The sequence below is a fragment of the Streptomyces sp. NPDC029956 genome, from assembly GCF_055574655.1.
In genome coordinates, this window is the sequence record NZ_JBVHZJ010000008.1 from 19,540 (window position 1) to 32,493 (window position 12,954).

13 protein-coding genes are annotated in these 12,954 nt (G+C 71.0%); 2 read left to right on the forward strand and 11 right to left on the reverse strand.

What is annotated here, in order from left to right:
* Positions 1 to 4 precede the first annotated feature (4 nt).
* The 11 genes from hypB to ACZ4XX_RS08445 all read right to left on the reverse strand — a co-directional run bounded on the left by hypB (position 5) and on the right by ACZ4XX_RS08445 (position 9,853).
* Positions 5 to 700: a hydrogenase nickel incorporation protein HypB gene (gene hypB, locus ACZ4XX_RS08395; RefSeq protein WP_468507156.1), complete on the reverse strand. Its 696-nt coding sequence runs from the start codon at positions 698 to 700 to the stop codon at positions 5 to 7.
* 2 nt (positions 701 to 702) lie between these two features.
* The gene (locus ACZ4XX_RS08400) at positions 703 to 1,098 is read right to left on the reverse strand and encodes a hydrogenase maturation nickel metallochaperone HypA/HybF (protein ID WP_468507157.1); all 396 of its coding nucleotides are present in this window, start codon (positions 1,096 to 1,098) and stop codon (positions 703 to 705) included.
* A 138-nt stretch (positions 1,099 to 1,236) separates the two neighbouring features.
* Complete coding sequence (locus ACZ4XX_RS08405; RefSeq protein ID WP_328490449.1) at positions 1,237 to 1,377, reverse strand: DUF6893 family small protein; 141 nt, start codon at positions 1,375 to 1,377, stop codon at positions 1,237 to 1,239.
* The gene (locus ACZ4XX_RS08410) at positions 1,374 to 1,904 is read right to left on the reverse strand and encodes a hydrogenase maturation protease (protein ID WP_468507158.1); all 531 of its coding nucleotides are present in this window, start codon (positions 1,902 to 1,904) and stop codon (positions 1,374 to 1,376) included. Before ACZ4XX_RS08410 ends, ACZ4XX_RS08405 begins: the two co-directional genes overlap by 4 nt.
* A complete protein-coding gene (locus tag ACZ4XX_RS08415) occupies positions 1,901 to 3,298 on the reverse strand; it encodes a hypothetical protein (protein ID WP_468507159.1) in 1,398 nt (465 codons plus the stop codon). Before ACZ4XX_RS08415 ends, ACZ4XX_RS08410 begins: the two co-directional genes overlap by 4 nt.
* Positions 3,295 to 3,933 carry a DUF6084 family protein gene (locus tag ACZ4XX_RS08420; RefSeq protein ID WP_468507160.1) on the reverse strand — a complete coding sequence of 213 codons (639 nt, stop codon included), beginning with the start codon at positions 3,931 to 3,933 and terminating at the stop codon, positions 3,295 to 3,297. Before ACZ4XX_RS08420 ends, ACZ4XX_RS08415 begins: the two co-directional genes overlap by 4 nt.
* Positions 3,930 to 4,589 carry a DUF5947 family protein gene (locus ACZ4XX_RS08425; RefSeq protein ID WP_468507161.1) on the reverse strand — a complete coding sequence of 220 codons (660 nt, stop codon included), beginning with the start codon at positions 4,587 to 4,589 and terminating at the stop codon, positions 3,930 to 3,932. The genes ACZ4XX_RS08420 and ACZ4XX_RS08425 overlap by 4 nt, the downstream gene beginning before the upstream one ends.
* On the reverse strand, positions 4,586 to 5,143 hold the full coding sequence (locus tag ACZ4XX_RS08430; RefSeq protein ID WP_468507162.1) for a hypothetical protein: 558 nt from the start codon (positions 5,141 to 5,143) through the stop codon (positions 4,586 to 4,588). The genes ACZ4XX_RS08425 and ACZ4XX_RS08430 overlap by 4 nt, the downstream gene beginning before the upstream one ends.
* Positions 5,140 to 6,924 (reverse strand): nickel-dependent hydrogenase large subunit, encoded by a 1,785-nt coding sequence (locus tag ACZ4XX_RS08435; RefSeq protein WP_468507163.1) that lies wholly within the window; start codon positions 6,922 to 6,924, stop codon positions 5,140 to 5,142. Before ACZ4XX_RS08435 ends, ACZ4XX_RS08430 begins: the two co-directional genes overlap by 4 nt.
* Before the next feature lie 90 nt (positions 6,925 to 7,014).
* Entirely contained in the window at positions 7,015 to 8,097 is a 1,083-nt protein-coding gene (locus ACZ4XX_RS08440; protein ID WP_468507164.1) for an NADH-quinone oxidoreductase subunit B family protein, read from the reverse strand.
* Positions 8,098 to 8,131: 34 nt separating this feature from the next.
* Positions 8,132 to 9,853, reverse strand: a complete 1,722-nt coding sequence (locus ACZ4XX_RS08445) for a hydrogenase maturation protein (RefSeq protein WP_468507165.1) — start codon at positions 9,851 to 9,853, stop codon at positions 8,132 to 8,134.
* Positions 9,854 to 10,177: 324 nt separating this feature from the next.
* On the opposite strand from ACZ4XX_RS08445, the gene ACZ4XX_RS08450 reads away from it, so the two are divergent.
* A complete protein-coding gene (locus ACZ4XX_RS08450) occupies positions 10,178 to 11,224 on the forward strand; it encodes a fatty acid desaturase family protein (protein WP_468507166.1) in 1,047 nt (348 codons plus the stop codon).
* Positions 11,225 to 11,481: 257 nt separating this feature from the next.
* Entirely contained in the window at positions 11,482 to 12,882 is a 1,401-nt protein-coding gene (locus tag ACZ4XX_RS08455) for an AI-2E family transporter (RefSeq protein WP_468507167.1), read from the forward strand.
* The last annotated feature ends 72 nt before the right edge of the window (positions 12,883 to 12,954 follow it).

A 12,954-nucleotide genomic window follows, 5' to 3' on the forward strand; every position in this document is an offset into this window, starting at 1 on the left:
GTGGTCACGCGCCGGCCTGGGCCATCACCGGGGTGTGGACACGGTTGCCCTCGGCCGTCGCGAGGGCCCGGTCAAGGAGGGCGCCGGCCCCTCGGCCGTCGCGTACGGAGCTGAGAACGACCTCGACGCCGGGGTTGACCTGCTGCACGTGGGCGCGGAACGCCCTCTCGTCGAACTCCGCGGCCTCGGCCATGTCGGTCTTGGTGACGATCACCAGCTGGGCGAGACCGAACGCGGTGGGGTACTTGAGCGGCTTGTCCTCCCCCTCGGTGACCGAGGCGAGCACGACGCGGAGGGACTCCCCCAGGTCGTAGCCGGCGGGGCAGACGAGGTTGCCGACGTTCTCGACGAACAGCAGCCGGGTGGACTCCGGCAGCCAGTCGTGCAGGTGCCGGGCGACCATGTCGGCCTCCAGATGGCACAGGCCGTCGGTGAGCACCTGCTTGACGGGGACGCCCGAGCGGGCCAGGCGGCGGGCGTCGTTCTCGGTGGCGAGGTCGGCGGTGAGCGCGGCAGCGCTGACGCCCCGTTCGCCGGCGAGGCGCAGTTCGCGCTCGAGGAGGGCGGTCTTGCCGCTGCCGGGGCTGGAGAGCAGGTTGATCACGGTGGTGCCGCGGGCGTTCAGCTCGGTGCGCAGAATGTGTGCCGCGGCCTCGTTCTTGGCGAGGACTGCGCGCTGGAGATCGACGGCTCGGCACATGCTCAGCTCTCCTCGGTGATCGGTTGGCGATGTTCCTCGCGCGGCGCCCCCGGGTCGGCCCAGCGGACCTCCCGGATCTGGAGTTCGCGGCCGGAGACGAGTCCGTCGGCTGCGGCGCCACAGCCGGGGCAGAGCAGCCGGGGCGGCATGCCGACCGCCCAGTCCTCGCCGCACGCCGCGCAGCGCGCGGTGCCCGGGACGGTACGGGTGATCAGCTCGGCGCCCTCGACGACGGTTCCGGCGCAGGCGAGTTCGAAGCAGAAGGCGAGGGCGTCGGCGACGACGCCGGCCAGTTCGCCCACGTCCAGCTCGATGCTGCTGACACCGACGGCCCCGCGGGCCTTCGCCGCGGTCTCCACCTGGTCGACGACGGCGACCGCGAGGGACATCTCGTGCATCGGTCTCCGTCCTGGGCGCCGGGGTGGGTCTCGGGCGCCATTAGAGAACGGGGGGTGGCGGGCCGGCGCCCGGCGCGCCGGGACCGGACGGCTGTGTCGTCCATTCGGTGCAGCCCGCCACCACCGAGCAGGCGGGGGTCACATCCGGCTGATGCGCAGGTAGCGCCGGACGTCGGGTAGGACTCCGACGACGACGGCCAGGGCGGCCAGGGCGGCGATGGCGGCGGCTGCGGCGCCGAGGACGTTCCTGTGCATGGTGCTCTCCGTTTCGGTCTTCATACGGCGGCTTCCTGGCGGACCAGTTCGGTCACCATGCGCACGGCCTCGGGTACGGCCGCGGCGACCTGCGGGCTGAGCCCGATGCCCTCCTCGAGGCAGGCCGGTTCGCAGCCGACGACGAGGATCCGCCGCGGCGGCGCGGCTCCGGTTCCCGAGCACAGGGTGTCGAGCAGGGCGAGGACGGCGTCGGGCGTCATCCGGTGGCCGTCGAGCGGCGCGGGCTCCATACCGCTGCCCCGGTCGCCGGTCGCCGAGGCGTCGATCAGATAGAGCGTCCCCGGTGCACCGCCGCGGGCCGTGACGTCGACGAGGACGAGGGTGTCCCAGCCGTCGAGGAGTTCGTAGGCGAGGTGGACCCCCCGGACGCCGACGTCGGCCAGCTCGACGGAGGCGGGGAGTTCCTCGCGGGTGAGCCGCCGCAGGGTCTCCACGCCGAAGCCGTCGTCGCCGAGGAGGATGTTGCCCACCCCTGCCACGAGGGTGCGGGCCGTACCGGGCACCCCGGCTTCGGGCGCCGGGCCGTTCACCTGCCCTCCAGGGCTTCGACCTCGTCGGGCTGGAAGTAGAGGAACCGCCCCTGTTCGCGACGGATGTCGGCGCCCGGGTCGTCCTCGACGGTGACCGCGATGTGGACTCCTCCGTCGACGTCGTGGAGGACCGCCTCGACCAGGGCGCTGTGCCCGTCGAGGAACAGGTCCTGGGCGTCCGTGCGGCGGAGCCGCGGGCGCAGGACGACCCTGCTGCCCGCGCGGACCGCGCGTCCGTCGACGAGGACGTGGTCGCTGCCCGGGTCGACGCCGGTGTCGCCGCCCGGGTCCCACCAGGGCGTCTCCGGTTCGAGGATGTTTCCGGCCGGCTTCGGGGACCCGGTGGCGCTCTGGAGGCTCCGGACCGCTCCGTGCAGACGCTCGAGAACCTCGGGGGGCATGGTGTCCGCCAGTTCGATCACCGCCGCCGCGCGGGCGTCGGTCCCCCTGGCCTCGCGCTTCTCCTCGTCGGTGAGGGCCGCCGTGCGCAGGGCGAGGATCTCGTCGATCTCGGTCGCGTCGTAGAGGGCGCCGGGGCTCTCCGGCGCGATCGCCGGATGATCTTCCAGGATGATCGGCGAGGACAGCATCAGGTCGTCACGGCCGGGTTCGCCGGCCAGCACGGGCCAGGTGTGCAGGTTGCGGCAGGCGGCGACGGCGCCCCTGGCCCATTCCGGTGGGTCGGTCATCGACAGGAACGCACCGCCGTCGAGGCGGAGCAGGGTGTGGGTGGCGACGAGGGAGTACGGCAGTGCCGCGTGCCGGTCGGTGTCCGGCTCGGCGGTCCAGGTGCTGGTGTTCTCCACCGTGACCGAGAGGCGCTCGACACGGTACGGGCCGTCGAGTTCTGCCGCCGAGATCCGTACGGTGCCGCTGAGCTCCTCGCGGCGGCGTACGAGTCGGCCGAGGACGCGTCCGTCGGCGTCGGTGACCTCCTCCGTCTCCTCGGCGGCAGGGCGGGTGAAGGGCAGGGCGATGCCGTCGCCCCGCAGTTCGGCGACGGGGACGACGAGGGTGACGCGCTCCTCGACGCCCTCGTCCCAGGCCACCAGAACCCGTTCGGGCAGGCGGATCTCGCCGGTCGGAGCGAAGGTCCCGTCCCTGCGCAGCTCCTCGACGGTACGTCGCTGGGCGTGCAGGAAGCGCACCTCCACGGCGAGTTCGGCGCCGGCCCTGGGCTCCATGAGGCACTCGGTGAGCTGGACGTCGTGCTCCTCGGCGGCGGCGCTCCAGGACGGCGGGACCAGGACTCCGAACTGCCAGCGGAGCCGGTTCTTCGCGGCGGACGCTCGGTACGGGTAGAGGACGTACCCCTCGAAGAGGACGGCGTCGGCGACGTGCCGGGCGACGGCGAACCGGGCCTCGGTGCCGGGGGTGAAGGCGACGGTGGTCATGCTGTCCTCTCCCCCGCCGCTTCGAGCAGGGACTCGACGGTGGCCTCCCACGACGGGAGGGCCCGGCGCGAGCGGTAGGCGAGCAGGGCGTCCATCGCGTCACCCGGGAGCCGGATCCAACCGCAGCCGGGGAAGTGCTGGTCGATCATCTCGCGCCACACCTTCACGGGCATGCGGTGGGAGACCTCCCTGTCCCACGGAACGGGCTCGACGTGGAAGCCTCCGGCGCCGGTGAACGCGGTGCCGGAGAAGAGCAGGAGCAGCGGGACGTCACCGTCGGAGAGCGCCCGGAAGTACCTGGACGCGGCGATGTCGGTGTCGTAGGTGCACGGCACGACGAGGTCGGTCTCGACCTCGCCCGTGAAGCCGGGCACCATGACGGAGGCCTGGGCGAACTGCACCGGGTTGAGGCTGCTGCCCCACCGGGAGCGTTCGCCGAAGAGATCGCCCAGGGCTGCGGCCTCGTGGTCGTCGTAGCCTCGTCGGGCGGGTTCGATACGGATCTGGCAGCGCAGGGCCATGGCGTGGACCCGGGTGCCGCCTGTGGCGGTGATCCTGAGCCGGAACACGAGCGTGGGTCCGGCCGCGTAGGGATCGGCGCGGACGTCGGTGCAGCTGAAGGAGAACTCGGTCACGGCCGGCTCCCCTGCGGCTCGCGTGCCAGGCCTCGTACGTGGGTGAAGAGGGCGTCGAGGTCGGCCCGCGCCTCCGCGCCCCCGTCGAACCCCTGCCAATGCAGTCGCATGCGGCCCACCAGTTCGTAGCAGAGGTCGATCGGTACGAGGAAGCACTCGGTGCGGCCCTCGTGGCGACGGAGCAGCAGGGCCTCCACGTCGGGTTCGAGGTGGGCGGCCAGCCGGGTGGCGTCGAGGACGGACCGCCAGGCGTCCTCCTCCAGTTCGCTCTCGGTGGCGCCGGCTGGGCTCGGGTAGAGCGCCACCGGGCGGTCGAGGGCGGAGTTGCGGAAGAAGAACGCGACGGAGACCGGGATCCGCAGCGACTCCCATGCCTGGTCGTCGATCCGGTGTCCCGGGTCGCTCAGGAAGCGGCCGGGCACCGTCCGGAAGCGGCCCGGGGAGGCGGCGGAGCGGTCCATCAGCTGCGCGCACGGGCCGCAGGCGCAGACCAGGGCCCGCTTGTCCGTGTCGACGAGGTGCGGATGACGCACCTCGGCCGCAAGCGCCGCCCCGCACAGCTCACACCGTTCCTCGCGGGGCGGACGCGGGGTGGTGAACCGGCGCAGGCCCGTGGGCCGCGGGGGCCGCACGGCCCCGTTCGGCGGCCCGTTCACAGGGCCGCCGACGAGCGGCCGTCCGCGCCCGCGAGGGAGGGACGGGTGCCGATCTGGAGCAGCGCCGGTTCGCGCGGGGCGCCGGTCTCCAGCTCCACCCCGGTGACCTCGGGGGCGAAGCAGGCGAGGGCGTCGACGGCCGCCTGGCGGAGGGACTCCTGGGTGCCGGAGCAGCCACAGCCGGTCGAGGCGGTGACTCGCAGCCGCAGCACGCCTGTCACGGTGTCGAACCCGGCGTTCTCCACGGGCTGTGGCAGGTGGGACAAGGCGCGGTCGATGCGGGTCGGCGCGTCGTCGGGGTGCAGTCCGTGCAGATTCAGCAGGCTCGCGACGAGTTCGTCCGCGAGCAGCGGGTCCAGGGGGTCGGCCGGCGGACGGGCCGCGGGACTCCCGAGGAGCTCGACCATGCGGGCGATGCCGCTGCCGTAGAACTCCATGAGGACGCGTACGACTTCCTCCGCGGCCGCGCAGGCCTCGGCATCGCCGTTGTCGGCCAGCCGGTCCAGGACCTCCTCGACGCGTCGGCCCGCCTGTTCGGCGGTGGTCGTGCTCATCCGGCCAGACCGCTCAGGCCGGTGGGCACGTGCATCTGCTTCACGGTCCTGCCGTTGCCCGTGTACATGTGGACGCCGCACGGCAGGCAGGGGTCGAAGCTGCGCACGGCGCGCATGATGTCGATTCCCTTGAAGTTCTCGGGCGTGTTCTCCTCGAAGATCGGGGTGTTCTGCACCGCGTCCTCGTACGGGCCGGGGGTCCCGAACGTGTCCCGTGTGGAGGCGTTCCACGGCGTCGGCGGATAGGGGTGGTAGTTGGCGATCTTTCCGTCCCTGATGACCATGTGGTGCGAGAGGACGCCTCGTACGGCCTCGGTGAAGCCGACGCCGATGGACTCGTCCGGCACTTCGAACTTCTCCCAGGTCTGTGTGCGTCCGGCACGGACCTCCTCCAGGCCCTTCTCGGCGCAGTGCAGGGCGACGGCGGCCGCGTACGCCTGGAAGTAGGTCCTGGCGCGGTTGCGCTCCAGGGCGTTGCTCCACTTCGGGATCTTCCACTCGAAGGTGGTCTCCGGCTTGGTCATCGTCCGGGGGAGGTTGATGACGACGCTGTGCCCGGTGGCCTTGATGTAGCCGATGTCGACGAGGCCGGAGAGCGCGGTGGACCACAGGCGCGCGAGGGGGCCGCCCCCGGTGTCCAGTGCCAGGTGGTCCGTGCCGTCGAACCAGCGCGGGGACATGACCCAGCTGTACTTGTCGTCGAAGTTCCGCTTCTGCGGGGCCGGGATGGTGTGCTGGTTCCACGGGTGGCGCGGGTCGACCGGGTTGCCCAGCGGATCGTGGGTGACGAACTGTTCCTGGCCCTGCCAGTCCTCGTAGTACGAGCTGCCGAGCAGGATGCGGATGCCGAGGTTGATCTCGGTGAGGTCGTTGGTCACCAGCTTGCCGTCGACGACGACACCGGGGGTGACGAACATCCGCCGGCCCCAGTCGCTCATGTTGGCGTAGGTGAAGTCGCAGTGCTCGGGGTCGTTGAGAGCGCCCCAGCAGCCGAGCAGCACACGGCGGCGGCCGACCTCCTCGTAGCCGGGCAGTGCCTCGTAGAAGAAGTCGAAGAGGTCGTCGTGGAGCGGGACGACCCGCTTCATGAACTCCACGTACCGCATGAGGCGGCTCATGTAGTCGGTGAACAGCTGCACGGACGCGACCGTGCCGACACCGCCGGGGTAGAGGGTGGAGGGGTGGACGTGCCGCCCCTCCATGAGACAGAACATCTCCCGGGTGTAGCGGCTGACCTGGAGCGCCTCGCGGTAGAACTCGCCTTCGAGGGGGTTGAGGGAGCGCATGATGTCCGCGATCGTCCGGTAGCCGTGCTCGGCGGCGTGCGGCGCCTCCGTGCGTTCGGCCAGCTCCAGGACGCCGGGGTTGGTCTCGCGGACCATCTTCTCGCAGTAGTCGACCCCGACCAGGTTCTCCTGGAAGATGTTGTGGTCGAACATGTACTCCGCGGACTCGCCGAGGTTGATGATCCACTCACCGAGGTGCGGGGGCTTCACGCCGTACGCCATGTTCTGCGCGTACACGGAGCAGGTCGCGTGGTTGTCACCGCAGATACCGCAGATGCGGCTGGTGATGAAGTGCGCGTCGCGGGGATCCTTGCCCCGCATGAAGACGCTGTAGCCGCGGAAGACGGAGGACGTGCTGTAGCACTCCGCGACGCGCTTCTGCTTGAAATCGATCTTCGTGTGGATGCCGAGGCTGCCCACGATCCGGGTGATGGGGTCCCAGGCCATCTCCACAAGGCCGGAGCCGTCACCCGTCGTCTTCGCCGGAGATGCCATGGTCGCTGTGATGCCCTTCGTCAACTCTTCGACTTCGCGAACAGTGGGATGGATGGTGGGGCCTGCGGGGGTGGTGCGATGGCGTCACGGTCACCAGGGCGGCCGGTAGCCGGTGGTGATGCGCTCGCCGGTGTGCCGCCACTTCGGCTCCTTGTCCACGGTCCTGGCCGTGATGGTCCGCAGGCGGCGGATGACGGAGCCGTACACGCCGCTGGCGGTGCTGGAGACCTTGCCGCCGGGAGGTTCGTCCATGAACGGCATGAACTTGTCCGGGAATCCGGGCATCGTGCACGCGATGCAGATGCCGCCGACGTTCGGACATCCTCCGATGCCGTTCATCCAGCCGCGCTTGGGGACGTTGCACTTGACGACCGGGCCCCAGCAGCCGAGCTTGACCAGGCACTTGGGTGAGTCGTACGTCGAGGCGAACTGGCCCTGCTCGTAGTAGCCGGCCCGGTCGCAGCCCTCGTGCACGGTCGCCCCGAACAGCCAGGTCGGACGGAGCTTGTCGTCCAGCGGGATCATGGGCGCGGAGCCGACCGCCTGATAGAGCAGGTAGGTCAGCGTCTCCGCGAAGTTGTCCGGCTGGATCGGGCAGCCGGGCACGCACACGATGGGGATGCCGGCATGCGACTTCCAGTCCCAGCCGAGGTAGTCCGGGAGACCCATCGCACCGGTCGGGTTCCCCGCCATGGCGTGGATGCCGCCGTATGTGGCGCAGGTGCCGATCGCGACGACGGCGAGGGCCTTGGGCGCCAGCCGGTCGATCCACTCGCTGGTGGTGATGGGCTGACCGGTCTCCGGGTTGTCGCCGAAGCCGCTCCAGTAGCCCTCCTGCTTGATGGCCTCGTTCGGGATCGATCCCTCGACGACCAGCACGAACGGGTCGATCTCGCCCCGCTCCCCCTTGAAGAACCACTCGATGAACGTGTCGGCGCCGCCCACCGGACCGCACTCGAAGTCGATCAGCGGCCAGTGGACCGCGATCCTGGGCAGCCCGGGCAGCCCCGCGAGGGCGATCTCCTCGATGCTGGGCTGCATGGCGGCGGTCAGGGCCACCGAGTCGCCGTCGCAGCTCAGACCCGCGTTGATCCAGAGGATGTGGATCGGCTTCTCTTCACTGCCGGGTGCGGCACCCTGGTCCTCGACCGGGACCGGCTTCACTGCGCTCATGAGTCGCCTCCTGAGGAGGGATGGGGCGAAGGCCTCATGTCAGGCCTAGGTCTTGCTCAACAGTCGGCCGATCCACCCGCGCTCGCACCCGGGGCGTCCGGGAACTCCGCTCGGGGACCTCCTTCCGGACGAAGGCCCGGCGCCGCGCGTGGTAGCTCGCGTCGGGGTCGTCGAAGATCGACCGCATCCGGGAGAGCTCCTGCTCACGACAGGCCGCAAGGGGACTGACGGACTCCCGGCGCTCGTGCTCCGCCTTCTTCGAGGCGATCCGCGGCTGAAGCCCGCTACGAGATGCCAGACGGAGGGCCAACCGGGTGATCTCGGCGGTGAACTCCCCGGGTCCGCAGTCGACGATCCGGTCGACCAGGCCCACGCCCAGCGACTCCACGGCGGACACCGGCCGGGCCTCCTCCATGAGGCGCACGGCCAGGTCCTCACCCACCCTTCCGGGCAGGGTGCGGGTCCAGTACTCCGATCCGTACAGACCCATGCGCCGGTAGTGCGGATTGAGCACCGACCCCGAACGGCACCAGACCTCGTCGGCGGCCAGGGCGAGCATCACCCCGCCGGCGGCGGCGTTGCCGCCGATCGCGCTCACCACGAGCCGGTCGGTCGTGGTGAGAACCGCCTCGACCAGGTCGTTCATCGCATTGATGTTGGCCCAGGACTCCGCGGCAGGGTCGGCGGAGGCCTCGATGACGTTCAGATGGATGCCGTTGGAGAAGAAGTCGCGCTGCCCGCCGAGTACCAGGACGGAGGTGGGACGCCCGCGGGCGGTCTCGTACGCGTCCAGCAGGCGGCGACACTGGTCGGTGCTCATCGCCCCACCGGGGAACGCGAAGGACAGCACGCCGACCGGTCCCTGCTCGCGGTACCGGATGTCGGACCAGGTCCGCCGACCCGGCGCCGGGTCGGCGGGCGCCGGCAGTTCGGGGAGCTCCGGCAGCCGGCCCGCGAGGGCCAGGGTGGCGGGGAGCTTGCAGGCACGCGGCCTGCCACGGCCGGTGCGGGCGCGGAGCTCGGGGATCCACACCGCGCCGTCCACGGTGGCGCGGCAGACCGCGCCCGCCCGGGTGGCGAGGAGGGCACCGGGCCGACCGTGCAGACCGTCCTCCGCGTGGCCGCCGTGCAGGAACCACTCGGCGCCGAGCAGCCGGTCCGGTACGCCGGGCTGCGAGTCGGCGGCCCGCAGGGTGCGCAGGACGGTCTCGGTGGTGTCCTCGCCCCACGAGATCCGGCGCTCCTCCTGGCGGAGCGTCGGGCGGGCGCGGACCTCGCCGGTCTGCGGACGTGGTGTCTCCCCGGCGGCGACCCTCTCGACGGCGAGCAGTACGGCGGCCACGGCGGCGTCGGACAGCTCGTTGCGGTACAGGTCGCTCTTGCCGACCTCCGGGACGCGGAAGGCGGCGGTCGCCCAGACGTCGCCCGCGTCCATCTCCTCGTCGGCCTGGAGGACGGTGACGCCCCACTCCCCGACCCCGTCGTGGATCGCGTGGTCCAGCGAGGACGGGCCGCGGTCCCCCACGGGCCCCGGGTGCACGATCAGGCAACGGTGCGCCATCCACACGTCACGGGGCACGACAGCCTTCAGCAGGGGGGCCACGACCAGGTCGGGCGCGTGGTGCGCCACGGCCTCGCGCACGGCAGCCCCGTCGGGGGTGACCTCTACGGGAACGGTGTGCCCGCGGTCGCGCAGCTCGACCAGGACGCGCTGAGTCAGGCTGTTGAAGCTGCTGGCGACGAGCAGGATGCGCATGGACGGACCCTCCGGGTAGCGGTGGACGGTACGGCCCTGGCAGGGCCGTCCACCGACCGCCTGCGATCCTCGGACACCGCAGACCGGGGAGGAGCGCGACGAGGCCCTCACCTCACCCGTTAGAGGCGTGCGTCCGACCGATTGGCGGCTCGTCCCGGCGGAGCGCACGGAGCGCGAGCAGGTCGCTCGGCCGAGCGGACGTCGATCCCGTTATTCCGGGTATGCGCAGTACGAGGGGCGTCACCCGCGTGCCGGGTGGTCGTGGCGCCGCCTGTTCCCCGGCCTGCTCCTCCGTCCGAAGAGCGCGGAAGGCGATTTCTGATCATGAGGTCCTCACAGACGGTGCGCCCCCCTCCCGTGCGGGCGGGTACGGGAAGCGACTTCGCCCGGCTCTCCCGGAAGATCCATGAGGCCGGGCTGATGACCCGGCGCCCCGGCTACTACGCGCTGCGCATGTCCGCCGTGACGGCGCTGTACGTCGCCGGGTGGACGGCCTTCGTCCTGATCGGCGACAGCTGGCGGACGCTGGCGGCGGCCGGTTTCCTCGCCTTCGTCTTCGGACAGGTGGCGCTGCTCGCGCACGACCTCGCCCACCGGCAGGTCTTCCGGCTGCGCAAGGCCAGCGAGGTGTCCGGCCGCTTCGCCGGGAACCTCGGCATCGGCATGGGGTACGGCTGGTGGCAGGACAAGCACACCCGCCACCACGCCAACCCCAACCACGAGGATCTCGACCCCGACCTCGACCCGGACATCCTCGTCTGGACCCAGGACCAGGCCCGCGCGGCCAGAGGACTGCCGCGGCTGCTCGGCCGCTCGCAGGCGTTCCTGTTCTTCCCCCTCCTCACGCTGGAGGGATTCAACCTGCACCTGTCCGCCGTACGGTCACTGCTCGACCGCTCGCTCAAGCACCGCACGTGGGAGGGAGCCCTGCTCGCCGCGCATCTCGCCGGCTACCTCGGCGCGCTGTTCCTGGTGCTGCCGCCCGGCAAGGCCGTCGCGTTCCTCCTCGTCAACCAATGTCTCTTCGGTGTCTACCTCGGCTCGATCTTCGCCCCGAACCACAAGGGCATGCCGATCCTGAAGGGCGCCGACCGGCCCGACTTCCTCAGGCGCCAGGTCCTGACCTCCCGCAACGTGCGGGGAGGCCGGGTCACCGACATCATCCTCGGCGGTCTCAACTACCAGATCGAGCACCACCTCTTCCCGAGCATGCCCAGCCCGCACCTGCGCAGGGCCCAGACCATCGTCCGCGGATACTGCCAGGAGCTCGGGGTCGGCTACATGGAGACCAGCCTCGTCACCTCCTACCGGCAGACCCTCGCCAGTCTCCACGCGGCGGGAGCCCCCCTCAGAAAGCCGCGGACTGCCTGAACCGTCACCAGCGGCAGCTTCGGCACGTAGCCGGAGCATTCGGCGGAGGGGCAGCGGCCATGGTCGCGAGTGGCGACCTGGCTCCACGCCGGCCGCCGGGATGCGGTCGACCGGCTGCTCGGCCGGTGCGGTGGCCCAGGCCGGTCGGGGCCGCTCCGGCCCGAGGGCGATCCGGTGGCCCTTGAGGATGCCGAGGTCGAAGACCCGGGCTCGTCACCTTGCTGTGGATTTTTTCAGCAGCAGTCGGGTGAGCGGTCATGCGCCGAGGTGCCGGACGGCCGGGCAGGCGCGAGCCTGGGAGAAGTTTTCCCTCGCGCACGACTCGGAGGTTCTCCGCGGTGGACCAACCTCGACCGCCTCGCCTGCCCGGATGGCTCGGGCGGGTGAAGTACGGCGCTGCGGGCCTCAGCGAGCGCCGGGCTCGGCTCCAGGCCCAACGGGAGGCAGAGGACGAAGAAGCGGCGGAGGACTCGCTTCTTCCGGAGCGACGCCCCGGTGACGCCCCAGGAGCGCGGGGCCCCGCAGCTGCAGTGCCCTGGGCAGTTCGGGTGGCGGCGGAGGCCGGGTGGCGCTTTCTGGTGCTGGCCGCGACTCTCTGGGTTCTGATGAGGGTCATCGGGGCGGTACGGCTGGTCGTCCTCGCATTCGTGGTCGCGCTTCTGGTCACGGCTCTGCTCCAGCCGACGGTCGCCCGGCTGCACCGAAGCGGACTCTCCCGTGGCGCCGCAACGGTGGTGACGGCGACCTGCGGATTCGTGCTGCTCGGTCTGGTGGGGTGGTTCGTCGTCTGGCAGGTGCTCGACAACCTTGACAACCTTTCCGAACGCGTCCAGGAGGGGATCGACGAACTCAAGCAATGGCTGCTCGACAGCCCGCTCCACGTCACGGAGAAACAGATCAATGACATCGCTGACAGCCTGAGCGACACCATCGGCAACAGCACGAGCGAGATCACGTCCGCAGGACTTCAAGGTGTGACCGTGCTGGTGGAGGTGATCACCGGGCTGTTGCTGGCCATGTTCGCCACGCTGTTCCTGCTGTACGACGGCAGGCTCGTCTGGCGGTGGACGCTCAAGCTCGTCCCCGCAGCGGCACGCCCCGGAGTCGCCGGCGCCGGCCCGCGTGCCTGGCGGACCCTCACCGCCTACGTCCGCGGCACCATGATCGTAGCCATGATCGACGCGGTCTTCATCGGTGTGGGCATCCACTTCCTCGGCGTGCCACTCGCCGTCCCCATCGCCGTGGTGATCTTCGTGTCCTCCTTCGTGCCCCTGGTCGGCGCCGTCGTCTCGGGAGCACTCGCGGTGGTCGTCGCACTCGTCACCGAGGGCGTCTTCACCGCGCTGATGGCTTTGATGGTCGTCCTCGTGGTGCAACAGATCGAAGGGCACGTGCTGCAGCCGTTCATCCTGGGCCGGGCTGTCCGAGTCCACCCGCTGGCCGTCGTCCTGGCCGTTGCCACGGGAGGCACGGTGGCGGGTATCGGGGGAGCCGTCGTGGCGGTCCCCCTCGTCGCCGTGGGCAACACCGTGGTCGGCTACCTGCGCGCCCACCCCCCTGCGAGCGCGGCGGCCGCGGCGATCCCGCAGGATTCCGCGGCCGGCGACCAGGAGGCGAAGGACGAGAACGGCGGCAACGAGAAGGGCGGGGACGAGTGAGTTCGAGACGATCGGAGTTCGGTCCGTCGGGGCGGCCTGATGCGCCGCACGAATCAGGGCCTTCTGCTCCCG